At 64.3% G+C, this 21,440-nt stretch carries 22 protein-coding genes; 9 read left to right on the top strand and 13 right to left on the bottom strand.

Features of this window, described 5'->3' with window-relative positions; translation table 11 throughout:
* Positions 1–134: 134 nt before the first annotated feature.
* Positions 135–677 (top strand): retropepsin-like aspartic protease family protein, encoded by a 543-nt coding sequence (locus DJFAAGMI_RS08200; protein WP_211456655.1) that lies wholly within the window; start codon positions 135–137, stop codon positions 675–677.
* 329 nt (positions 678–1,006) lie between these two features.
* Positions 1,007–2,062 (top strand): tRNA 2-selenouridine(34) synthase MnmH, encoded by a 1,056-nt coding sequence (gene mnmH / locus DJFAAGMI_RS08195; protein ID WP_211456654.1) that lies wholly within the window; start codon positions 1,007–1,009, stop codon positions 2,060–2,062.
* Positions 2,063–2,101: 39 nt separating this feature from the next.
* Here the strand turns inward: mnmH and DJFAAGMI_RS08190 are convergent, their stop codons facing one another.
* On the bottom strand, positions 2,102–2,629 hold the full coding sequence (locus tag DJFAAGMI_RS08190; RefSeq protein ID WP_211456653.1) for a GNAT family N-acetyltransferase: 528 nt from the start codon (positions 2,627–2,629) through the stop codon (positions 2,102–2,104).
* A gap of 9 nt (positions 2,630–2,638) precedes the next feature.
* Entirely contained in the window at positions 2,639–3,256 is a 618-nt protein-coding gene (locus tag DJFAAGMI_RS08185; protein ID WP_211456652.1) for a LysE family translocator, read from the bottom strand.
* Positions 3,257–3,390: 134 nt separating this feature from the next.
* On the opposite strand from DJFAAGMI_RS08185, the gene DJFAAGMI_RS08180 reads away from it, so the two are divergent.
* Both DJFAAGMI_RS08180 and DJFAAGMI_RS08175 read left to right on the top strand, forming a co-directional pair.
* Entirely contained in the window at positions 3,391–4,878 is a 1,488-nt protein-coding gene (locus DJFAAGMI_RS08180; protein WP_211456651.1) for an aminotransferase-like domain-containing protein, read from the top strand.
* Positions 4,879–4,979: 101 nt separating this feature from the next.
* A complete protein-coding gene (locus DJFAAGMI_RS08175; protein WP_211456650.1) occupies positions 4,980–5,771 on the top strand; it encodes a hypothetical protein in 792 nt (263 codons plus the stop codon).
* A 7-nt stretch (positions 5,772–5,778) separates the two neighbouring features.
* Here DJFAAGMI_RS08175 and DJFAAGMI_RS08170 read toward each other — a convergent pair whose 3' ends face one another.
* Positions 5,779–6,114, bottom strand: coding sequence for a cupin domain-containing protein (locus DJFAAGMI_RS08170; RefSeq protein ID WP_043003822.1), 336 nt, complete (start codon positions 6,112–6,114; stop codon positions 5,779–5,781).
* Positions 6,115–6,586: 472 nt separating this feature from the next.
* On the opposite strand from DJFAAGMI_RS08170, the gene DJFAAGMI_RS08165 reads away from it, so the two are divergent.
* From DJFAAGMI_RS08165 to DJFAAGMI_RS08145, 5 genes are all read left to right on the top strand, one after another.
* On the top strand, positions 6,587–7,573 hold the full coding sequence (locus DJFAAGMI_RS08165; RefSeq protein WP_211456649.1) for a Bug family tripartite tricarboxylate transporter substrate binding protein: 987 nt from the start codon (positions 6,587–6,589) through the stop codon (positions 7,571–7,573).
* 1 nt (position 7,574) lies between these two features.
* The gene (locus DJFAAGMI_RS08160) at positions 7,575–8,861 is read left to right on the top strand and encodes a CaiB/BaiF CoA transferase family protein (RefSeq protein ID WP_211456648.1); all 1,287 of its coding nucleotides are present in this window, start codon (positions 7,575–7,577) and stop codon (positions 8,859–8,861) included.
* Positions 8,846–9,238, top strand: coding sequence for a cupin domain-containing protein (locus tag DJFAAGMI_RS08155; protein ID WP_003075812.1), 393 nt, complete (start codon positions 8,846–8,848; stop codon positions 9,236–9,238). Before DJFAAGMI_RS08160 ends, DJFAAGMI_RS08155 begins: the two co-directional genes overlap by 16 nt.
* 82 nt (positions 9,239–9,320) lie before the next feature.
* On the top strand, positions 9,321–10,484 hold the full coding sequence (locus tag DJFAAGMI_RS08150; protein WP_211456647.1) for an acyl-CoA dehydrogenase family protein: 1,164 nt from the start codon (positions 9,321–9,323) through the stop codon (positions 10,482–10,484).
* Between the two features lie 911 nt (positions 10,485–11,395).
* Positions 11,396–12,313, top strand: coding sequence for a LysR family transcriptional regulator (locus DJFAAGMI_RS08145; protein WP_211456646.1), 918 nt, complete (start codon positions 11,396–11,398; stop codon positions 12,311–12,313).
* 57 nt (positions 12,314–12,370) lie between these two features.
* Here the strand turns inward: DJFAAGMI_RS08145 and amaB are convergent, their stop codons facing one another.
* From amaB to DJFAAGMI_RS08095, 10 genes are all read right to left on the bottom strand, one after another.
* Positions 12,371–13,891 carry an L-piperidine-6-carboxylate dehydrogenase gene (amaB, locus tag DJFAAGMI_RS08140; RefSeq protein WP_211456645.1) on the bottom strand — a complete coding sequence of 507 codons (1,521 nt, stop codon included), beginning with the start codon at positions 13,889–13,891 and terminating at the stop codon, positions 12,371–12,373.
* A gap of 34 nt (positions 13,892–13,925) precedes the next feature.
* On the bottom strand, positions 13,926–15,014 hold the full coding sequence (locus DJFAAGMI_RS08135) for a saccharopine dehydrogenase family protein (protein WP_211456644.1): 1,089 nt from the start codon (positions 15,012–15,014) through the stop codon (positions 13,926–13,928).
* A gap of 258 nt (positions 15,015–15,272) precedes the next feature.
* On the bottom strand, positions 15,273–15,605 hold the full coding sequence (locus DJFAAGMI_RS08130; RefSeq protein ID WP_211456643.1) for a cupin domain-containing protein: 333 nt from the start codon (positions 15,603–15,605) through the stop codon (positions 15,273–15,275).
* A gap of 4 nt (positions 15,606–15,609) precedes the next feature.
* A complete protein-coding gene (gene mmsB, locus DJFAAGMI_RS08125) occupies positions 15,610–16,506 on the bottom strand; it encodes a 3-hydroxyisobutyrate dehydrogenase (RefSeq protein WP_211456642.1) in 897 nt (298 codons plus the stop codon).
* A gap of 72 nt (positions 16,507–16,578) precedes the next feature.
* Entirely contained in the window at positions 16,579–16,998 is a 420-nt protein-coding gene (locus DJFAAGMI_RS08120) for a DUF488 domain-containing protein (protein WP_211456641.1), read from the bottom strand.
* A gap of 18 nt (positions 16,999–17,016) precedes the next feature.
* Positions 17,017–17,532: a TfoX/Sxy family protein gene (locus DJFAAGMI_RS08115; protein ID WP_211456640.1), complete on the bottom strand. Its 516-nt coding sequence runs from the start codon at positions 17,530–17,532 to the stop codon at positions 17,017–17,019.
* A 31-nt stretch (positions 17,533–17,563) separates the two neighbouring features.
* Positions 17,564–18,730, bottom strand: coding sequence for an acyl-CoA dehydrogenase family protein (locus DJFAAGMI_RS08110; RefSeq protein ID WP_211456639.1), 1,167 nt, complete (start codon positions 18,728–18,730; stop codon positions 17,564–17,566).
* 54 nt (positions 18,731–18,784) lie between these two features.
* Complete coding sequence (locus tag DJFAAGMI_RS08105; protein ID WP_211456638.1) at positions 18,785–19,276, bottom strand: lysozyme inhibitor LprI family protein; 492 nt, start codon at positions 19,274–19,276, stop codon at positions 18,785–18,787.
* Entirely contained in the window at positions 19,273–19,746 is a 474-nt protein-coding gene (locus tag DJFAAGMI_RS08100) for a lysozyme inhibitor LprI family protein (protein WP_249333920.1), read from the bottom strand. Before DJFAAGMI_RS08100 ends, DJFAAGMI_RS08105 begins: the two co-directional genes overlap by 4 nt.
* An 82-nt stretch (positions 19,747–19,828) precedes the next feature.
* Positions 19,829–21,352, bottom strand: a complete 1,524-nt coding sequence (locus DJFAAGMI_RS08095) for a CoA-acylating methylmalonate-semialdehyde dehydrogenase (protein WP_019042050.1) — start codon at positions 21,350–21,352, stop codon at positions 19,829–19,831.
* Positions 21,353–21,440 lie beyond the last annotated feature (88 nt).

Here is a 21,440-nt window from a genome sequence, read left to right as displayed (position 1 = left end):
CTGCAAGGCCGTTGGATTTTGCAAACAAGCTTCAATGTAAGCGCTGCTCGGGCCGCTGTACCGTAACCCGGGGGATGACCTTGGCGCCGGTCTTGGCAAAATGGCTGCATTGTCCTCAGCTTCTTTGCCTGTCCATGCGCCTGAATGTCACGCCGCCGCCCCAGTCCTCGCCAGAGTCCGAGCCTTCCCCGCAATCCGTGGCACGGCGCAGCACCATGCTGTTTCTGCTGTTCTGGCTGGTGGTCATGGCCGCGATGTATCTGGCCATGCAGCATTTCCTCAAGCCGGCCCAGGCCAAGGTCCTGGCCGATGGCACGGTGCGCATAGAGCGCGGCATGGACGGGCACTTTCGCGCCAAGGGCTATGTCAACGATCAGCCAGTCACCTTTCTGGTCGATACCGGGGCCACCTCGGTCAGCGTGACCGATGCGCTGGCCGAGCGTGCCGGACTGGAAGGCGGCGAGACAGTGCGTTTTCGCACGGCCAACGGCGAACGTGACGGCCGCATCGTCACGGCCGACGAGGTGCGCATTGCCAGCCTGCGTGTGCGCGATGTGCGTGTGGGCACGGGCTATACCGGCGACGACAGCGAAGACGCCTTGCTGGGCCAGAACTTTCTGCGCTTCTTCGATGTGCAGATGAGCGGCGACGAAATGCTGCTGCGTCCGCGCAAGTGAGCAGCGTCAGCGCTGGATTCGGTCCAGGCCCGGGTGTGCCGGGTTTTGCTTGCCGGCGCTGAAGCAGGCCGCCACATCTGCGAAAATGCAGCACACAGGGAATGACCGCAGCGGGCAAGCTTGCCGCAGCGGTTGTGCGTATCGAGGCTCGATCCACGCCCATGCTTCGTGGCCTGCCGGGCTCCATCGTTGGATGAGGCGGCAGGTTTTTCATGTTGCCGAGCCTCAAGTCGAATCGCAGCCCATCGCGATTGCCGCTTCACGCCCGAGCACACGCCATTTGCCCGGCAGCCATGCAGGCCGTCAGGCGCAGCCATGGATAGTCTGCCGTGTCCCACCGCCAGCCCGTTCGCGTTCCTGAACGCCACCAGTTCGATGCCCTGATCGATGCCCGCTCGCCCGCCGAGTTCGCGCTTGACCATATTCCGGGCTCCATCAACTGTCCGGTACTGAGCAATGCCGAGCGCGCCGAGATCGGCACCATCTACAAGCAGGTCAGCCCCTTCGAGGCCAAGCGTCTGGGCGCGGCCTATGTGTCGGCCAATCTGGCGCGCCATCTGCGCGAAACCTTTGCCGACAAGCCCACCAACTGGAAGCCCCTGGTCTATTGCTGGCGCGGCGGCCTGCGCAGCGGCTCCATGGTGACCTGGCTGCGCCTGGTCGGCTGGGATGCCCAGCAGCTGGCCGGCGGCTACAAGGCGTTCCGCGGCCATGTGATTGCGCAGCTTGAAAGCCTGGTGCCGCAGCTGCAGATGCGAGTGCTGTGCGGGGCCACCGGCTCGGCCAAGACGCGCGTGCTGCATGCGCTGGCCCAGAGCGGCGAGCAGGTGCTGGATCTGGAGGGCTATGCCAGCCACAAGGGCTCCTTGCTGGGCGGTCTGCCCGGCATCGAGCAGCCCAGCCAGAAGCGTTTCGAGACCCTGATTGCCGAGCAGCTGGAGACCTTCGATCTCTCGCGCCCCGTCTATCTGGAAGGCGAGAGCGCCAAGATCGGCCGCGTCGGCCTGCCGCTGGTGCTGGTACAGCATCTGCACAAGGCTCCGGTCATCGAGGTGCGCGCCACGGCAGCCGCACGCCTGTCCTATCTGCTGCGCGACTATGCCTACCTGGGCGACGATCCCGAAATGCTGGCCACCAAACTGGGCTGGCTCAAGGAGCTGCAGGGCAAGGAGACCGTGGGCCGCTGGCAGCAATGGGCGCGGGGCGGGGAGCTGTCCCCGCTGTTTGAAGAGCTGATGCTGCGCCACTACGACCCGCACTACGAGCGCTCCCAGTCGAATCACTTCGAGCAATGGCCCAAACGCCAGGTTCTGGAGACCGACCAGCTCTCGGACGAGGCCATCGCCGGTCTGGCGCAGCAGATCATTGCGATGCAGGCCCGCTGAGTCAGGCCGCTTGTTCAATGCGAGCGGCTTGACCGGCCGTCAGGCACTGGCCAGAGGCCGGTCCAGCTCCTGCACCATCAGCACTTCGTCAAAGTACTCGCCGCCCACATAGAGGGCCGCCGGCTCCCGCCCGTAGGCGCGAAAGCCCGCTTGTTCGTACAGGCGCAGCGCCTTGTCGTTGCCGGCATTGCAGCCCAGCATCAGCTGGCGCAGCTTCAGCACTCTGCCATGCTCGAGCGCCGTGTCCAGCAGGCCACGAGCCAGGCCATGGCCACGGGCTTGTGCTGTCACATACATGGCAAAGAGATGGCCTTTGTGCGCGGTCTTCTCTCCCTGGTCGCGATGCAAGCCCAGGCTGGCGCAGAGTCTGCCGTCTGCATCAAAGCCTCCCCATATGGCCTGACCCAGGGCGCCGCTGAAGCGGCTCAGCAGTTGCGCGTCGCCGAGTGTCAGCTCGGTCGCGGGCGTGGCACCGAAGGCGGCGGGGCATTCGGTCAGAGCCTGCAGGCGCAGGGCGCGGTAGTGGGCAAGGTCGGATTCGTTGAGCTGGCGGATGGCATAGGACATGGGCCGAGTTTAGACATGCTCGGCAAAGATGGGCACCAGCGACAGCAGCAGCAGGCCGGCCATCACACCGTTGAACATGCGCAGGGCCTGTGGCGTGCGCAGTGCGCGCCCCACGGTGCTGCCGAACAGGGTCCAGATACTGATGCTGGGGTAGTTGACCAGGCCCAGCACCAGGGCCGACAGCATCAGATTGACAAAGAAGCCTTCGCGCGGCGTGTAGGTCGCGACCACGCCCACGGCCATGATCCAGGCCTTGGGGTTGACCCACTGGAAGGCGGCGGCCTGCCAGAAGCCGAATGGACGGTTGCCTGACTGTCCCTGATCCACGCCGCCGGCAAGGGCGATTTTCCAGGCCAGCCAGATCAGATAGGCGGCGCCCACATATTTGAGCAGGGTGTAGATGCGAGGCTCGGCCTCGAACAGCTTGCCCAGGCCCGCGCCGATCAGCAGCACCATGATGACCACGCCCAGGCAGATGCCCAGCATATGCGGCACGCTGCGGCGGTAGCCGAAAGTGGCCCCCGAGGCCGTCAGCATCACATTGTTGGGACCGGGCGTCACGGAGCTGACAAAGGCAAACATGGCCAGTGGCAGGATGAAGGCTGAGGATTCAGGCAGGAATGACATGGTGAACCTTGGGGCGACATAAGCGTTGTGCCTCTATGCTAAGCTTGGATATCAGTACACTATCAGTACACTTTAGCAGGCCAGTTGATGAGCTGGCCTGCTCTAATTGACCTGACACTTTGAGAAAGCGCCCGATGCTGGATGCACAGATCGACGGCGGGGCAGCGGCCCCGACAGCCTCGCCCGTGGCCGGGACGGGATCCATGGGCTGGCAACCCATGCGCTCCAGTGCGGTGGGACTGGTGGATCAGCTGGTCGAGCATTTCGGCGGCCTGATCCGCAACCATGGCCTGCGTGTGGGCGTGCGTCTGCCTTCGGTGCGGGCACTGGCGGAAAGCGCCAGTGTCAGCCGTGACACCGTGGTCCAGGCCTATGACAAGCTGGCGGCCCAGGGGCTGCTGCAGTCGCGGCGCGGCAGCGGCTTTTATGTGGCGGCCCAGCGCCGCGTGATGGAGCCTGCGGCCGCCGCTGCAGCGTCGGCGCAGCCGGCGGACTTTGACACCGCCTATCTGCTGCGCGGCATTTTTCGCGACGACAGTGCGGGCACCGGAGGCGCGGGCTGCCTGCCTTCGAGCTGGATGGACCAGGGTCTGATCACCGGCGCCATGCGCGCCATCACCCGCAACAATGCGCGCGCCGAGCAGAGCTTTCTCAGCTATGGTCATCCCCAGGGCTTTTTGCCGCTGCGCCAGCAGATCGCCTCGAATCTGCAAGCCCATGAGGTGCCGGCCCATCCCGAGGCCAATCTCATGACGGTGGGCGGGGTGACCCATGGCCTGGATCTGGTCGTGCGCTGTTTTCTCAAGCCCGGCGATACCGTGCTGGTCGAAGACCCGGCCTGGTTCCTGATCTTCGGGCGGCTCAAGTACATGGGTGTGAATGTGGTCGGCGTGCCGCGCCTGCCTGGCGGGCCCGATGTGGCGGCCCTGGCTTCGCTGGCCCAGAGCCACAAACCAAAGCTCTTCATCCTCAACACGGCGGTGCACAACCCCACGGGGCTGAGCCTGTCTGCCGGTGTCGCCCACGAGGTGCTGCGCATTGCCGAGCGCCATGATTTCCTGCTCGTCGAGGACGATACCTATGCCGAGTTTCTGGGCGCCATGCCGCTGCGGCTGGCGGCCATGGACAGACTGCAGCGCGTGATTCTGGTGGGCGGCTATTCCAAGACCTTGTCGGGCGGCCTGCGCGTGGGCTATATCGCGACCAAGCCCGAGTATGTGCACCGGCTCACCGACATGAAGCTGCTGGCGGGGCTGACCTCTTCGCTGCCGGCGGAGCAGATCGTCCACCATATTCTGGCCGACGGTTCCTTTCGCAAGCATGTGGACCGGTTGCGCGAGCGGGTGGACCGGGCGCGCGGCCGCTGCCTGCGCAAGCTCGAAGCGCTGGGCTGTCATGCGGAGTACGAACCCGTGGCCGGCACCTTTGCCTGGGTGGACTGCGGCGTGGATACCGAAGTGCTGGCGCGTCAGGCGGCGCTGAGCAATCTGCTGCTGGCACCGGGCCTGCTGTTTTCGCCGCAGCAGGCAACGAGCAGCAAGCTGCGTGTGCCCGTGGCGATGGCCGACCAGGCCGAGCCGTGGCGGGTGCTGGAGCAGATCCTCAGGCAGCTGCGCAAATAGCGTCCTGGCCGGTGAGCAGGCCCGGGCCTTGTTCACGATTGATAACAATCGCGCGCCTTTGGCGTGACTGACCCGGCAGCATCTGCTGTTATGTTTGTAGCATGACAGCAGCACGAGCTTTGCCCCTTGCCGCCGCAGGCCACTGCACGCGCGATCCTCTGCGCGGCGGCCCGCGCATGGGGCTGCGGCTGCTGTCAGTGCTGGTGCTGTGCAGTCTGGCTGCTTGTTCCAGTGCCCCCACGAATCATGGCGAAGTAAAGGGCGAGAACTTTCACTCGCGCGAGCTGCTGCAGTCCGACAGCAACCGCATGGCGACGCTGGCCATGAAGGAGAACCTGGAGAGCCTGTTTCTCATCATGGACAAGCTCTACCGCCGCAATCCCGCCGAATGGAAAAAGACTGCCTCCAGCCGGGAAGCGGCCATGACCTATGTGCGCATTGCCGTCATGGAGCGCCAGCCCTGGCATGAACTGCAGGACAAGCGCGACGTGGCGGCGCTGTCCCTGGCCTTGCAGCCAGAGTTCGCCGGGGACCGGGTTGCGGCCTTCGTTCATGCCGCCGCCGATATGCTGATCACCGCGCATGGTGGGCGAACCAGCTTTACGCTGATCGACGGACTGGACCCGCAGCATGTCTTTAATGCGGCGCGCAATCTGGAGATTGCCAACTGGATTCTCAACTCGCGCAAGGCACCTGGAGGAAAGCCCTTGCTGCTATCGAACCAGATAGCAGAAGAGGGGCGCAACCTGAGCTTCGAGCGCGAGATGGGCAAGATCATTGGCCGGCTGGATCTGGTGGCGGACTACACCACCGAGCGCTACCGGCGCTCCGTCATCGGCTATGCCCAGGGCCTGCTTGCCGGGCCTTTCATGCAGTTTTTGCCTGTTCGATAGAAATGCTTCAGGCCTCACAGAGCACGATGGTGGCAATCGCAGACGAGTCTTCCATGGCACGCACGGCGTGGGGCATATTGGCCGGCAGATGCATGAGTTGCTTGGGGCCCAGTTCATGCACGGTCTGACCGATGAGAACCTCGAGTCGACCTTCCAGGCATTGCAGGCTGACGCTGCCAGGTACGCGATGCGGCGGCAGCGACTGGCCCGAGCGCAGCACGACGCGAATGACTTCTAGATCTTCCGCCTTGAAGAGCACGCTCGAGTGAGCGGCTGAAAGCCTGGCTCCGTAAGGAGCGACATCCAGAGCTTGGTGGGTGGGCGTGGAGTGGATATGGTCCATGACAGCACCTGAGCGAAAGCGGTAATAACGCATTCTCCCCCGAGCGTGGCCCAAGTTCAATCACCGTTTTGTGACAGCGCTGTAGGGCATCAGGCCTTATCGCCTCGCTTCGTTGCTCATCAGCGCTGGTCGGTGCGTAGCACTCGGGTCCGGGTGCGCTGGCTGCGATCATGCAAACCGCCGTAGATTCTCGGCGGGCATGGGACTGAAGCCCGATCTGGCATCGATCGCAGGCCGAGCACGGGTTGCTGCGGCCACCCCAACGCATAAGGGCAGATACAGATCCGGCTCATTTCGCCCCGGGAGGGGCGGCGAAGCGCCGCGCGCAGCGGGGCGCATGCACCGCAGGATTGAATGATTGGCAAATCGAATCATTCACTCTGTTTAAACAATTGGACTTGAATGCTTGAACGCCTCAGCATGCACAGCAGGCACCGGATACAGGTGCCGCAGCCTGAACAAGGAGACAAGCATGAACAAGCGATTCTTACTGCACACCTGTGCCAGCGCAGCCCTGGCAGCCACCATGGGCATGGGCCTTGCGGGGACGGCGCTGGCGCAGGAGGGCTATCCGGCGGCTCCCATCACGCTGGTGGTGCCGTTTGCCGCGGGCAGCGGCACCGATGCGGTGGCCCGCGTGGTGGCCAACAAGCTGGGCGAGCGGCTCAAGCAGCCCGTGGTGGTGGACAACCGGGCCGGGGCCAATGCCCAGATTGCAGCCGCGCATGTGGTCAAGGCCAAGCCGGACGGCTATACGCTGTTCATGACCACCAACACCTCGCATTCGGCCAACCCCTGGCTGGTCAAGGGCCTCAAGTACGACCCCATCAAGGACTTCACGCCCGTGGCTCGCGTGGGCGAGCTGCCATTCGCGCTGGTGGTCCATCCCTCGGTGCCTGCAAAGACTGTGGCCGAGCTGATTGCCTATGCCAAGTCGCATCCGGACAAGCTTTCCTACGGCACGCCCAACAGCACCTCGCTGGTGGCTTCGGAAACCTTCAAATACATCACCGGTACGCAGATCACCGGCGTGCCCTACAAGTCCAGCCCGCAGGCATTGACCGATGTGATGGGCAACCAGATCCAGATGTATGTGGCCGACCTGGGTTCGGCCTGGGGCACGCTCAAGACCGAGCGCGTGCGCACGCTGGCCGTGACGGCGGCCAAAGGATCGCAGCTGCTGCCCAATGTGCCGGCCATCGGCAAGACGCTGCCGGGTTTCGACATCACCTCGTGGAATGGCATCTTCGGCCCGGCCGGCATGCCCAAGGCCATAGCCGAGCGCATCAACGGCGAGCTGCAGCTCATCCTCAAGGACAAGGCCGTGCAGGAGCAACTGGCCCAGGTCGGCTTTGAAGTCTGGCCCACGGCCACGCCCGACGAGTTCGCACTCTATGTGAAGGAGCAGCTGGCCAAATGGGGGCAACTGGTCAAGCAGGCCGGCATCGAGGCGCAGTGATATGACGAGCATGCACAGCGATAGCCGTCAGGCTGTGGGTACTTCAGCGGGGCCATTGGCAGGCGTCAGGATCGTGGACATGACCTCGGTGATCATGGGGCCGTTTGCCACGCAGATTCTGGCCGCCCTGGGCGCCGATGTGATCAAGGTGGAGTCACCCGAGGGCGACAACATGCGCCATGTAGGCCCCATGCGCAACCTCGGCATGGGCCCCATTTTTCTGCAGGCCAACCAGGGCAAGCGCTCGGTGGTGCTGGATCTCAAGCAGGCCGCAGCGCGCCAGGCGCTGCTGCAGCTGCTGGCCGATGCCGATGTCTTCATCAGCAATGTGCGGCCCCAGGCCATGGCCAGACTCGGCCTGGATTGGCAGACGCTGGAGCAGAGCCATCCGACGCTGATCCATGTGAGCTGCTGCGGTTTCGATCAGGCGGGCCCCTATGCGGCCAAGCCGGCCTACGACGACCTGATCCAGGGCGCGACCGGCGTGCCCTGGCTGGCCCAGCAGTACGGCGGTGGCGAGCCGTCCTATGCGCCCATGACGCTGGGCGACCGGGTCACGGGCCTGCATGCGGTCTATGCGGTCACGGCTGCGCTGTATGCGCGCGAGAAAAGCGGCCGGGGCCAGGCGGTGGTCGTGCCCATGTTCGAAGCCATGACACAGTTCATCCTCGGCGATCACATGGCCGGGCTGAGCTTCGAGCCGCCGCTGGGCGATGCCGGCTATGCGCGGTTGCTGACGCGCCATCGCAAGCCCTACCGCACCAGCGACGGCCATCTCTGCGTGCTGATCTACAACGACAAGCACTGGCACAGCTTCTTCAACGCCATAGGGCAGGGCGAGCGCATGCGTGAGCCCATGTTTGCCACCCACGGCCAGCGCGCAGCGAATATCGATGCCGTCTATGCCGAGGTGGCGAGCCTGATGCGCGAGCGCAGCACGGCCGAGTGGCGTGCACTGCTCGATGCGGCCGACGTGCCGAATATGCCCATGGCCTCGCCCGAGGACTTGCTGGCCGACCCCCACCATGCGGCCACGGGATTCGTGCGCGAGATAGAGCATCCCAGCGAGGGACGGCTGCGCACCACGGCCAATCCCACTCAGTGGAGCGCAACGCCCCCGGACCGAGAGGCCAGCGCTGCGCCGCAGCTGGGTCAGCACACGCTGCAGGTGCTGCGCGAGGCGGGTCTTGGCGAGGCGCAGATTGCCGCGCTGCAGGCCAGCGGTGGCTGCATGCAGGCTTCATCATCCAACGATAAAAGAGAGACAGACATATGCCCCGCTATCTGATCCGTGAGCAGGACGTACAGGGATACAGCCCTGCCAACCACCACGGCACGGTGAACCGGCGCCTCGTCAGCCAGGCCAATGTCGGTGCGCAGCACATGGAGGTGGTGCTCGGAACGCTGGAAAAAGGCGGCGGTGCGCTGCCGCATGCCCACCCGGGCATGGAGCAGGCCTGCTATCTGCTGGACGGCACGGCCGAGGTGGAGGTGCAAAGCCAGGGTCAGACCGAGCGCTTTGCCATGCAGGCGGGCGATACCTGCTTCTTTCCGGAGGACTGCATGCATGTGTTTCGCGTCACCAGCGACACGCCCGTGCGTCTGCTGGTCATCTACAGCCCGCCCTATGGCGAGAATCCGGCACGCGTGCGCCGGCCTGATTGATAAAAATAATAGCTGATAGCGCTTGTGGGACGGGCGTTTGAGGCGGATTTCATTGAGATTCAACCGATAGAGAGAAGCCGCCATGGATTTTTTATGGAGCGCCGAGCAGGAACAGATCCGGGATGCCGTGCAGCGGGCCTGCGCGCCTTTCGACGATGACTACTGGCTGAAGAAGGACAGGGACGGCGGCTTTCCGTACGACTTCCACCAGGCCCTGGCCGAAGCCGGCTGGCTGGGCATTGCCATGCCCGAGGAGTTCGGCGGCGCGGGTCTTGGCATCACCGAAGCGGCGCTGATGATGCACACTATCTCGGCCACGGGTGCGGGCCTGTCGGGCGCATCGGCCGTGCACATGAACATCTTCGGCCTGCACCCGGCCGTTGTCTTCGGCACGGACGAGCAAAGACAGCGCTGGCTGCCGCCGCTGATCGCGGGCCGGGACAAGGCCTGCTTCGGCGTGACCGAACCCAATGCCGGACTCAACACCCTCAAGCTGCAGACCCGTGCCGTGCGCGAAGGCGATGTCTATGTGGTGCACGGGCAGAAGGTCTTCATCTCCACGGCCCAGGTGGCCAACAAGATATTGCTGCTGGCTCGTACCAGGCCCGTGGAGGAGTGCAAGGGTACCGAGGGCCTGTCGCTGTTCTACACCGACCTGGACCGCAGCCGCATCGCCGTGACCGAGATCGAGAAGATGGGCCGCAAATGTGTGGACACCAACCAGCTCTTCATCGACGGTCTGCGCATCCCGGTGCAGGACCGCATTGGCGAGGAGGGCAAGGGCTTTTCGTACATCTTGCACGGCCTCAACCCCGAGCGCATCCTGATCGCGGCCGAAGCCGTGGGCCTGGGCCGTGCGGCCCTGGCGCGCGCCACACAGTATGCGAACGAACGGGTGGTCTTCGACCGGCCCATAGGCCAGAACCAGGGCGTGCAGCACCCGCTGGCCCAGGCCTGGATGGGGCTGGAGGCCGCACACCTGATGGTGCAGAAGGCCGCCTTCCTCTATGACAAGGGCCTGCCCTGCGGCGCCGAGGCCAATGCCGCCAAGTACCTGGCCGCTGAAGCCTGCGCCAAGGCCTGCGAGACCGCCATCTTCACACACGGCGGCATGGGCTATGCCAAGGAGTTCCATGTGGAGCGCTATATGCGCGAGTCGTGGATTCCGCGCCTGGCGCCCGTGAGCCCGCAGCTCATCATGTGCTTTATCGCCGAGAAGGTGCTGGGCTTGCCCAAGTCGTATTGACGGGCTGAGGGGCAGGGGAGGGAGGGTCGAGCCAATGAACCTATTGACCTTTCTTTGCCAGGATCAGAGGGCGGGTTTCGGCCCGCCAGCCGCCTTACTTTCTTGCTTGTGACGGAAGGCCGCCCTCAAGAAAGTAAGCAAAGAACACAGCCCCGCTGCCCCCGTCCCTGCAGGCAACCTGCGTCGTCAAGCCCTTGCGGCTATGCGGCCCAACTCGCTGCGCGTGCCTTGCACGCTTCGCTCAGACAGACGGCCGCAGATTGGATGACGATGCAGCTGCACTCTGCGGTGCAACTGCGCGCCGCAAGAGCTTGTCGTTGCAGGCGTGGGCACAAGGGGCGAATCAAGATAGCTTCTTTGTTTCTCGATATCGGCTATCGCTTTTGGATAAGCGTTTGAGGTTGATCTCGTCACAATTCTTGCAGGCCGCCCGCATTCACCCGTGTGTCTGCGCCTGTGGCACGCAGTTGGGGCTGTGCGGGCAACGCTGCCGCAGGACAGCGTTGCATCGTGAACTGGCTTGCCGCCGTCTGTCTGAGCGAAGCGGTGTGCCGCGCAGCGAGTTGGGCGGCAGCGCAGCCTGAATGGCGTGACGCAGGTTTGCCCGCAGCGAAGCGCAGGGACGCAGACGGTAGGGAGGCGCTCTTTGCTTACTTTCTGACGCGTCAGAAAGTGAGTCGCCCGCCGGGGCGAAATCCCGGCGTGGCCGGCAAGGTCTCTGTCGTTGGCGACAAATCTGCTGGCTGTTTTGATAGCTGCTTGCGCAAGCTGTGAAAGGGCTAGAGGCTGAACTGAATTTTCTATTGCAGCTACATGACCGCAGGAGATGGTGAGCGAGACACATGACCCACCGAGGCGAACTCCCGGTGTCTTGCCGCATCGAGTATGGTCTTGACCAAACTTTGCGAATCATGATGAAAACCCATTTGCTGCGTTACTTTGTGGTCCTGGCCGAGGAGCTGCACTTCGGCCGGGCCGCCCAGCGCCTGTGCATCACCCAGCCGCCGCTGAGCATGGCGCTCAAGGCGCTGGAGCAGGATCTGGGCACGGTACTCATGGAGCGCGACGCCAAGAACGTGAAGCTCACTCCGGCAGGCGAGGCCTTTTTGCATGAGGCGCGCAAGGTGCTGGCCCAGCTCCAGCATGCGGCCGAGGTGGTGCGCGGTGTGGCTCAGGGCTTGCAGGGGCGGCTGGACATCGGCATTACGGGGTCCATGGTCTACCGGCAGGTGCCTGGGTTCTGCCGGGCCTTTCGCGCCGAGCGCCCGCTGGTCGAGCTATGCCTGCACGAGATGTCGACGCGCGACCAGCTGCAGGCCATTGCCAGCGGGCAGATTGACTGTGGCTTTCTCAACATCGGCACGCCGCACGACGATATACGCACGATGTCCATAGGCGAGGAGCCCTTTGTCTGCTGCCTGCCCAGCGACCATGCGCTGGCCCAGCGCGGCGAAATCGATCTGCGCGAACTGGCCCAGGACACTTTTGTGATGTTTGCGCGCGAGGTGGCGCCGGCCAACTACGACAACGTCATCGCCTGTCTGCAGCAGGCCGGCATCCATCCCCATACACGCCATGCCGCGCGCCAGTGGCTGACCGTCATGGCGCTGGTTTCGGCCGGGCAGGGGGTGGCCCTGGTGCCTGCCTGCATGCAGACCGTGGGCATGAACGGCGTGCGCTTTGCGGCGCTGCGCGGCAGCCGGGTGACCACGCCGGCCGTGCTGGCCTGGCGGCCACAGGGCATGCCGGCCGTGCTCGAGGCCTTTGTGGCCAGCGTGCAGAACCTGGTGGAAGCCGGGCAGCCAGGACTCTTGAACGGAGTTCGTTAACCCCGGAGTCCGCGTTGCATGGCCTCCCTGGCACTCGCGGGCCGCGGTACCTGTGGGTCACCCGAATTGAATGCCCTGGGCCAGCGGCAGCTCGCGCGAATAGTTGATGGTGTTGGTCGTGCGGCGCATGTACTGCTTCCAGGCGTCGGAGCCGCTTTCGCGATCGCCGCCAGTCTCTTTTTCACCGCCAAAGGCACCGCCGATCTCGGCACCGCTGGGCCCGATGTTGACATTGGCCATGCCGCAGTCCGAGCCGGCCGCGCTCAGGAACAGCTCCACCTCGCGCAGATCGTTGGAGAAGATGCAGGAGGACAGGCCCTGAGGCACATCGTTGTTGAGCGCAATGGCCTGCTCCAGCTCGTCGTAGCCCAGCACATACAGCAGGGGCGCAAAGGTCTCGTGGCGCACGATGCCGGTCTGGGCCGGCATGTCCACAATGGCCGGAGCCACATAGAAGCCCTGAGGAAACTGCTGCTCCAGCTGGCGCTGGCCGCCCGTCAGCAAATGACCTCCGTCTTTCAGTGCCTGGCTCAGCGAGTGCTGCAGCGCTTCAAACGATGCCTCGTTGATCAGCGGGCCGACCAGGGTATCCGGCTGCAGCGGGTTGCCGATGCGCAGGCTGCGGTAGGCCGGCAGCAGCCTGTCCAGCAGCGGCTGTTTGACATCACGGTGCGCGATCAGGCGGCGCAGCGAGGTGCAGCGCTGGCCGGCCGTACCCACGGCGCTGAAGACAATGGCGCGCACGGCCAGATCCAGATCGGCTGCGGGCGTGACCACCATGGCGTTGTTGCCGCCCAGCTCCAGAATGCGCTTGCCAAAGCGCGCTGCCACCTTGGGGCCCACGGTGCGGCCCATACGGCTCGATCCCGTGGCCGAAACCAGCGCAATCCGGGGGCTGTCCACCAGGGCCTCGGCGGCAGCTGCGCCGCCCAGCACGATCTGCGCCAGACCTGCCGGAGCCCGGTCGCCAAACCGGGCAATGGCCCGCTCCAGTGCCTTGAAGGTGGCGAGGCCCGATAGCGGTGCCTTGTCGGAGGGCTTGAAGATCACCGGATTGCCGCAGACCAGGGCAATCGCCGCGTTCCACGCAAACACGGCACTCGGAAAATTGAAGGCCGTGATGATGGCCACCGGCCCCAGCGGGTGGTATTGCTCCATGATGCGGTGGCCGGGACGCTCGGAAACAATGGTCTTGCCATGCAGCTGGCGCGACAGGCCCAGCGCAAATTCGCAGATGTCCACGCCTTCCTGCACCTCGCCAAGGCCCTCCTGCACGATCTTGCCTACCTCGCATGAAATCACATGGCCTATATCGGCCTTGGCGCTGCGCAGCTCCTCGCCCCATAGCCGCACCAGCTCGCCGCGCACCGGGGCGGGCACCAGGCGCCACTGCTTGAAAGCCTGCACCGCGTGGTCTATGACCGGCGGGATCTGGGCACCAGGCAGGGCGGCCAGACTGGCCAGTTCCGTGCCGTCGATGGGCGAGTGCACTCTGATGTCCTTGCCTTCAAGGGCCTGCAGCACTATGCCGCAGCGGCTCAGCACGGTTCGGAAGTCTGTTGCGGAGATGGCAGTCATGGCGTTCCCTCCTGATGGGTGTGAGATACAGGCCTCAGCCGAGCAGGCCTTCGAAGTAGGGGGCCACGCGGGTGCTCGAGAGTGCGGCCAGCGTGCATTGCTCCTGGCGCACAAAGCCCTGCTGCGGCAGCTGGCCCGTGGCGAACAGCTCCACCGCGGCCAGCATGCCGGCCGAGGTCGTCAGCTCTATGGCCGTGCGTTGCTTGCCGCGCAGTGCAGCGCCAAAGACACGGGCCCCGCGCGTCAGCTGCTCCAGCCGGCCCGTGCGCATGCCGCTGGCCATGGCGGCAATCACCACCATGTCTTCGCGGCTGTGGGGCACCGCGCCTTCCAGCACCTGGCGCAGCAGATCGCGTCGCTCGATCAGACGCAGTCCATGCAGCAGCAAATGCATGGCATCGCGGTGTCCGGGGTGGCGTATGGTCTTGTAGTTGAGGTTGCGCACCCGGCCCTGCAGCGTCTCGCACAGCGTACCCAGACCGCCCGAGGTGTTGAAGGCCTCGAAGTTCTCACCGTCCAGAATCAGGGGCTCGACCCCCTCCAGCGGCGGCACCAGCATGGGCTGTCCGTTGACGATGGTGTTGCAGGGTTTGCAGTATTCGTTGATGACGCCGTCCACGCTCCAGGTGAAGTGGTAGCGCAGCGCATTCGTCGCATGGCGCGTGAGCGCGCCCACGCGCAGCTGCAGATCGAACAGCTCGTCGAACTGCTGGGCCAGATGGCCGCCCAGCATGCCGATCAGACCCGGCGCCAGTCCGCACTGCGGCATCAGCACCGAGCGCGCCTGCGCCGCCATCTCCTGTATGGCGCGCATGGCCGCCACATCCTCGGTCAGATCGAAGTAATGCACGCCCTGCCGCGCCGCAGCCCGGGCCACGCGCTCGGCACAGAAGAAAGGCAGGGCATTGATGACCAGCGAGTGCAGTTGCAGTGCGCGGCTCAGAGCCGTATCGTCGTCAATGTCCAGCTGCAGGGGGCGTATCTGCGGGTCGCTGCCGGGCGGGGGCTGCATATCGGCCAGTGTGACGGTGGCTTCATGCAGCTCGGCAGCCATGTCGGCGATCGTTGAGCCGATCTTGCCGGCGCCGAGGATGAGAATGTTGTGTCCAGTCAGCTTCATCATGGAGAACTCCTTGAGAGCAACGCAGCGATCACTTCCTCTGGGGCCATCTTAAACACAGGGCAGCGATTTGCACCACTGTGGCAAGCGTCAGCAGGAGTCGATTTGCGTGGGCAGACAAGAAGTCTTCTGGCTTCAGAAACAATAGCTGGCAGCGCTTGCCGGATAGGCGCTGTCAGCTTGGCGCCCTCTTGCCAGAGGCTGGCGCAGACATCCGCCGGGGCCGAGCGGGGCTGGACGGTCGGCTGCGGCAGCCAGCGACTAGTGGCTGTGCAGCACGATGGTGATCAGGGCCGAGGAGTCGAGCTCGGCCTCGATTTCATGCATGGTTTGGGCGGGCAGAAACAGCAACTGCCCCGCGCCCAATGTCTGGCGGCTTTCGCCCTGGATGACGGCGAGCTGCCCCTCTAGACATTGAATCGTCAGTTCGCCCTGCACCTGATGCGCAGGCAGGCGCTTGCCTGCCGTCAGCACCAGACGGATCACTTCCAGGGTGTCGGACTTGAACAGTGCAGCGGTCTTCTGGCTTCCCAGCGAAGTGCCGTAGGGCTGCACTTCGACGGGAACCCCGGGCTGGGCGTGGGGCAGGGCCATGGCCTCAGACCTTTTTCTGCAGCATCTTGATGATGCTGGAAAAGTCTTCGCCGCCATGGCCGGACAGGCTGTGCGCCGCATAGATGGAGCGCGCCATGCCGCCCAGCGGCGTGCTGGCGCGATTGGCCGTGGCATTGTCCTGCGCCAGGCCCAGATCCTTGAGCATCAGGTCCGTGCCAAAGCCGCCTGCATAGCCCTTGCTGGCCGGTGCGTTCTCATGCACGCCGGGGAAGGGGTTGTATTTCTCCAGAGCCCAGTTGCCGCCCGAGCTGCGGCGCATGATTTCGGAAAGCACCTTGGGGTCCAGGCCGTTGGCCACGCCCAGTGCAATCGCTTCGCTGGTGCCTACCATCAGAATGCCCAGCAGCATGTTGTTGCAGATCTTGGCCGTCTGGCCCGCACCCACAGCGCCGGCGTGGAAGATATTGGCGCCCATTTTTTCAAGCAAAGGCTGGGCGCGTGCCAGCTGCGCGTCGCTGCCGCCCACCATGAATGTCAGCGTGCCGGCAATCGCACCGCCGGTGCCGCCCGAGACCGGGGCGTCGATAAAGTCGATGCCTGCCGCCTGAGCCGCCTGCGCCACCTTCTGGCTGGTGGCTGCGGCGATGGTGGAGCTATCGATGACCAGCGTACCCTTGGCGATATGTGCGAGCAGTCCGGCCGCGCCGTCGCGGCCCAGGAACAGGCTCTCCACATGCTGGCTGGCGGGCAGCATGGTGATGACGGCTTCGGCGCCCTGTACGGCATCCTGGGCACTCGAAGCTTGCTGTGCTCCTGCGGCCACGACCTTGGCGATGGCCTCCTGGCTCAGGTCAAAGGCCTTGACGCTGTGGCCGGCCTTGGCCAGATTGATGGCCATGGGGGCTCCCATATTGCCCAGGCCGATAAAAGCGATTTGCATGTCTGTCTCCTTGCTGTTATTGAAGTGATAGCGTTTAACGCTTTATCCATAAGCGATTGATCGGTTTTTCGCTTAATCCTTGAGAGTTGCCCCTCTGTCCGCGAGCAGGCTGCGCAGGATGCTTCGGTGGCAATGCGCCTCGTCGTCGCAGTAGCAGCCCAGAGAAAAGGCGGAGTCATGCGACAGGGCCGCAAGCAGACCCAGTGTGCGATCGGCGGCTGGCTCGGCCAGTTGCTTGCGAAACTGCTTTTCAAACTGCTTCCAGAGCTTGTCGGCCTGTGCCTCCTGGCCTGCCTTGCGCAGCTTGATGGCTTCCAGGGCCTGCTGCATCAGCTCCACTTCGGGCGAGAGCTCGGGATACCAGCAGTCGTAGTAGTTGCGGCTTGCGAACTCGGCCTTGGGCACGCCGCGCGGCGGTCTGCGCACCGTACCTATACGCAGGCCCTCGTCGGGGGCGCGTTCGCTGCCTAGCTGGACTATGCGTATGGCCATGAGATCGGTCCTTTGCGCTTATTCGCTGTCGAAAATGGGGTGCTTGCGGGGGGCGTCGGTATCCAGCGGCTTGGGCGACGGCTTTGAGCGCTTGCGTGCGCTGCTCGCGCCTGGAGCGCCAGGGCTTTCTTCGGCGGCCGGCTTCCTGCTATCAGCCTTGTTCGCGGCCTTGCTGGCTGTCTTGCGTTTTGGCGTGGCCTTTGCCAGCGGGTTGAAGGCCAGGGCCTCACCTATCCAGTACAGCCATTGATCGCGCCTGGCATAGGCCGTGGGGCCGACGAGAAAGTAGCCGTCCATCAGTCCGCGCGAGGACAGCGGACGCACGCCTGGCATCTCCGCAATCTGCGCATGACTGGCGGGGGGCAGGCGTACCAGCAACTCGTCGTTTTCCACGCCCAGGCACATCTTGCCGTCGACCATGAACACATGGCAGCCGAACATGGTCTTCTCTTCCACGGCTGTGCAATCGAGCAGCGCATCGCGCACGGCGTCTATGAGCTGCAGGGTTTCAGGGGCGATGGGTTTGGCGGGCATGGCAGTCCTTGCTTGGTGTGACAGCTGCAGCTTAGCGAATGAGCTCCGGTGCATCGCCCTCCAGCATGCGCCTGGCAATGATGACGCGCATGATTTCGTTCGTTCCCTCCAGGATCTGGTGCACGCGCGTGTCGCGCATCAGGCGCTCCAGCGGGTATTCGCGGATGTAGCCATAGCCGCCATGCAACTGCAGTGCCTCGTTGCAGACCATGAAGCCGGCGTCGGTGGCAAAGCGCTTGGCCATGGCGCAATAGGTCGATGCGTCGCGCGCGCCGGCGTCCAGCTTGGATGCCGCCAGACGTACCATCTGGCGTGCCGCGACCAGCTCGGTCGCCATGTCGGCCAGCTTGAACTGCAGGGCCTGGAAGCTCGCAATGGCCTTGCCGAACTGCTTGCGCTCCTGCATGTACTGCTGCGCCTGGGTCAGCGCGCCCTGGGCCGCGCCCACCGAGCAGGTGGCGATATTGATGCGACCGCCGTCCAGGCCCTTCATGGCGATCTTGAAGCCTTCGCCCTCGCGACCCAGCAGGTTGTGCGCGGGAATGCGCACATTGTCGAAGCTGATGACACGCGTGGGCTGGCTGTTCCAGCCCATCTTCTCTTCCTTTTTGCCATAGCTCACGCCGGCCGCGTCGGCAGGCACGGCAAAGGCCGAGATGCCCGAAGCCCCGGAGCCGGCATCGCCGGTTCTTGCCATCAGCACCAGCACATCGGTGCTGCCCGCGCCGCTGATGAAGGCCTTGCTGCCGTTGACGATGTACTCGTTGCCCACCAGCTCGGCGCGGGTCTTGAGCGAGGCTGCATCCGAGCCTGCGCCGGGCTCGGTCAGGCAGTAGCTGGCCAGCTTGCTGCCGCTGGTCAAGGCCTCGCCCCACTGGGCGCGCACGGCATCGGTGGCCCAGGTGCCCAGCATCCAGGTCGCCATGTTGTGGATGGTGATGAAGGCCGTGGTCGATGGATCGACGGCCGCCATTTCCTCGAAGACCAGCGTCGCATCGAGTCGCGGCAGGGCCAGGCCGCCTATGCTCTCCGGAGCATAGAGACCGCAAAATCCCAGCTCGCCCGCCTTGGCAATGGCTTCGCGCGGGAAGATATGCTCGCGGTCCCACTCTGCCGCATGCGGCGCCAGCTCGGCCTGCGCAAAAGCACGGGCGGTATCGGCAAAAGCGCGTTGATCTTCGCTGAGTTCAAAGTCCATTTCATGTTTCCTTTTTTGTTCTATGCGTCTTCTGGCTCCTGACGGCTTTGCAGCTCAGCCCGGCGGACCCTGGTGCAGCCAGCGTTTGAGCACCGCATCGCGGGCCGTGATCTGCTGCACCAGACAGCCGTGGTAGCGGCTGGGCCAGTCGGGCTGCGCTTCAAAGGCCTTCGTGGCCTGCTTGCACTGGGTGACGCGATGGCGGCTCCATTCGCCTTGCTCCTTGCGCAAGACGGGGCGCTCATGGGCCGATAGCGCGCGCATCACATCGCCGTAGAGAATCTGGTGGTCGGTGTCGGCCTGCTGGAAATCCTTGATGGCGCAGGCATTGGTCTGGGCCGTGGTGCCACCGGGCACGCAGTCGGCACCGGCCTGGGCCAGTGCGTGCTGGCTCAAGCTGGCTACCATCAGAAGAGCTGCAAGCGATTGGCTGGCAACGGTTGCAGGCCATGTGCGCCTGCTTTGGGGAGTGCGGATCGTCATGCCCGCATCATCGCAGCCCATTGGGGGCTGCAGGCTCTGTCGATGTGGAATTGCCCGGTTCATGGCTGTTCACCACCTTGCGCGTTCTTGGTCAAGGGATGCCACTGGTTCTTGAAGACCACGACCCGGCTCAGGGCCATGCCGATGCGGCAGGCAGCCATGTCTTCGGCTTCATGGACATAGCCATTGGGCTGGCAGCGTCGGTCGCGCTCCTGTGTCCACTCTTGCTGCTCGGCTTGCAGAGCCTGGGCGCTGGCCTGGGGCAGCCGGCGCTGCAACGACAGATAGAGCACTTGCATGCTGCGTTCTATGACCTGGGCCTGCTGCTGCAGGCAGGCAAGCGACAGCGGCTGGCCGGACGGGCAATGCGGCGCCTCCTGATCACCCTCCTGGGCTGCAGTTGCAGGCAGATGGATGAGCAGCAGGCTGCTGACGGCCAGGGCGAAGAGCCGGGCCAGCGGCCGGGCGGCAATGCCGGCTGTGCCGATGGCAGAACGCTGAGATGGGAAACGGGACAATTCTTGAACGTACATGCCTGCCATCATCGGCAAAGCCGCCCAGTGCAGCCCGGGCCTGGCAAGAGGCAGGGCTGCACTGTCGGGTTTCATGGCCGGCTTACTTGAGGCTGATGGTGGTGTTCACGCCGTGGCTGGTGGTGCTGTCGTCGAACCAGCGCGCCGTGATGGTCTTGGTCTGGGTGTAGAACATCACCACCTGCTTGCCGTAGGGGCCCAGATCGCCCAGCTTGGAGGCTCGGCTGCCCGTGAACGAGAACAGCGGCACGGGCACGGGAATGGGCACATTGATGCCGACCTGGCCCACATCGATGTCTTCCTGGAACTTGCGCGCGGCCGCACCCGACTGGGTGAAGATGGCCGTGCCGTTGCCATTGGGGTTGGCATTGATGAATTCGATGGCCTGATCGATGTCCTCGGCCGCGACCAGACACAGCACGGGGCCGAAGATTTCCTGCTCGTAGATGCTCATGCCGGGCTTGACGCCGCTGAAGATGGTGGGGCCGACAAAATTGCCCTTGGCATAGCCGGCCACCTCCGGTTTGCGGCCGTCCAGCTCCAGCGTGGCGCCGTCGGCCAGACCGCGCTCGATCAGGCCTTCGACACGTGACAGGGCCGCGCAGCTCACCAGCGGGCCGACATCGGTGCCGGGCTCGGTGCCGCCATTGACCTTGAGGGTCTTGGACTTGGCCACCAGATCGGGAATCCAGTTGCGGGCTTCTCCCACCAGCACCGCCACGGAGACCGCCATGCAGCGCTGACCGGCAGCACCGAAGGCCGCGCCCAGCAGTGCGTTGAGCGACTGCTCCTTGTTGGCGTCGGGCATGACGATGGCGTGGTTCTTGGCGCCCATCATGCATTGCACACGCTTGCCGTTGAGGCTGGCGCGGTTGTAGACATGGGTGCCGACCTTGGTCGAACCCACGAAGCTGATGGCCTTGATATCGGGATGGTCGCAGATGGCGTTGACCACGTCCTCGCCACCGTGGATCACATTGAGCACGCCGGGAGGCACGCCGGCTTCCAGTGCCAGCTCGGCCAGGCGCATGGTGACGATGGGGTCCTGCTCGGAAGGCTTGAGGATGAAGGTATTGCCCGTGGCGATGGCCATGGGGAACATCCACAGCGGAATCATGGCCGGGAAGTTGAAGGGAGTGATGCCTGCGCACACGCCCAGCGGCTGGTTCAGCGTATAGGTATCGACGCCGTTGGCCACATTGTTGGCCAGCTCGCCCAGCTGCAGCGTACCGATATTGGCCGCATGTTCCACGACTTCCAGGCCGCGGAAGACATCGCCTTCGGCGTCGGGCAGGGTCTTGCCCTGTTCGGCCGTCAGCAGGGCGGCCAGCTCCTTCATGTTCTCGCGGATCAGCTGCTGCAGCTTCAGAAAGATGCGCGCACGTGCGCCGATGGGGGTCTTCTTCCAGGTCTTGAACGCCTGCTTGGCATTGGCCACGGCAGCGTTGACCTCGTCGGGCGTGGCGAAAGGCACGCGCGCCAGCACTTCCTGGGTCGCAGGGTTGACCACATCGCGCCATTGAGTGGTTTTGGATTCGACCATCTGCCCGTTGATGAGCAGCTTGACCGTGGGCGCCAGAACCTTGGCGGAAGTCGGTGCGTTCATGAGGTGTCTCCGTTGGTGAATTTGTTCCTCATGGTATGTGTGCGGATTTGCTCTAGCAATAGCAAACACTGCACATAGGGTGTGCAAA

Source organism: Comamonas brasiliensis, assembly GCF_018292285.1.
GTDB lineage: Bacteria > Pseudomonadota > Gammaproteobacteria > Burkholderiales > Burkholderiaceae_C > Comamonas > Comamonas brasiliensis.
This window is presented reverse-complemented; position numbering and strand designations above follow the sequence as displayed.

Excerpts from the sequence above, each read along its gene's own strand:
- amaB (WP_211456645.1), bottom strand. The coding sequence starts at position 13,891 with ATGACTGCCATCTCCGCAACAGACTTCCGAACCGTGCTGAGCCGCTGC.
- DJFAAGMI_RS08150 (WP_211456647.1), top strand. The coding sequence starts at position 9,321 with ATGGATTTTTTATGGAGCGCCGAGCAGGAACAGATCCGGGATGCCGTG.
- DJFAAGMI_RS08110 (WP_211456639.1), bottom strand. The coding sequence starts at position 18,730 with ATGGACTTTGAACTCAGCGAAGATCAACGCGCTTTTGCCGATACCGCC.
- DJFAAGMI_RS08120 (WP_211456641.1), bottom strand. The coding sequence starts at position 16,998 with ATGGCCATACGCATAGTCCAGCTAGGCAGCGAACGCGCCCCCGACGAG.
- DJFAAGMI_RS08155 (WP_003075812.1), top strand. The coding sequence starts at position 8,846 with ATGCCCCGCTATCTGATCCGTGAGCAGGACGTACAGGGATACAGCCCT.
- DJFAAGMI_RS08100 (WP_249333920.1), bottom strand. The coding sequence starts at position 19,746 with ATGTACGTTCAAGAATTGTCCCGTTTCCCATCTCAGCGTTCTGCCATC.
- DJFAAGMI_RS08185 (WP_211456652.1), bottom strand. The coding sequence starts at position 3,256 with ATGTCATTCCTGCCTGAATCCTCAGCCTTCATCCTGCCACTGGCCATG.
- DJFAAGMI_RS08105 (WP_211456638.1), bottom strand. The coding sequence starts at position 19,276 with ATGAACCGGGCAATTCCACATCGACAGAGCCTGCAGCCCCCAATGGGC.
- DJFAAGMI_RS08135 (WP_211456644.1), bottom strand. The coding sequence starts at position 15,014 with ATGATGAAGCTGACTGGACACAACATTCTCATCCTCGGCGCCGGCAAG.
- DJFAAGMI_RS08145 (WP_211456646.1), top strand. The coding sequence starts at position 11,396 with ATGATGAAAACCCATTTGCTGCGTTACTTTGTGGTCCTGGCCGAGGAG.
- DJFAAGMI_RS08115 (WP_211456640.1), bottom strand. The coding sequence starts at position 17,532 with ATGCCCGCCAAACCCATCGCCCCTGAAACCCTGCAGCTCATAGACGCC.
- mmsB (WP_211456642.1), bottom strand. The coding sequence starts at position 16,506 with ATGCAAATCGCTTTTATCGGCCTGGGCAATATGGGAGCCCCCATGGCC.
- DJFAAGMI_RS08170 (WP_043003822.1), bottom strand. The coding sequence starts at position 6,114 with ATGGACCATATCCACTCCACGCCCACCCACCAAGCTCTGGATGTCGCT.
- DJFAAGMI_RS08190 (WP_211456653.1), bottom strand. The coding sequence starts at position 2,629 with ATGTCCTATGCCATCCGCCAGCTCAACGAATCCGACCTTGCCCACTAC.
- DJFAAGMI_RS08095 (WP_019042050.1), bottom strand. The coding sequence starts at position 21,352 with ATGAACGCACCGACTTCCGCCAAGGTTCTGGCGCCCACGGTCAAGCTG.
- DJFAAGMI_RS08180 (WP_211456651.1), top strand. The coding sequence starts at position 3,391 with ATGCTGGATGCACAGATCGACGGCGGGGCAGCGGCCCCGACAGCCTCG.
- DJFAAGMI_RS08165 (WP_211456649.1), top strand. The coding sequence starts at position 6,587 with ATGAACAAGCGATTCTTACTGCACACCTGTGCCAGCGCAGCCCTGGCA.
- DJFAAGMI_RS08130 (WP_211456643.1), bottom strand. The coding sequence starts at position 15,605 with ATGGCCCTGCCCCACGCCCAGCCCGGGGTTCCCGTCGAAGTGCAGCCC.
- DJFAAGMI_RS08200 (WP_211456655.1), top strand. The coding sequence starts at position 135 with ATGCGCCTGAATGTCACGCCGCCGCCCCAGTCCTCGCCAGAGTCCGAG.
- DJFAAGMI_RS08175 (WP_211456650.1), top strand. The coding sequence starts at position 4,980 with ATGACAGCAGCACGAGCTTTGCCCCTTGCCGCCGCAGGCCACTGCACG.
- DJFAAGMI_RS08160 (WP_211456648.1), top strand. The coding sequence starts at position 7,575 with ATGACGAGCATGCACAGCGATAGCCGTCAGGCTGTGGGTACTTCAGCG.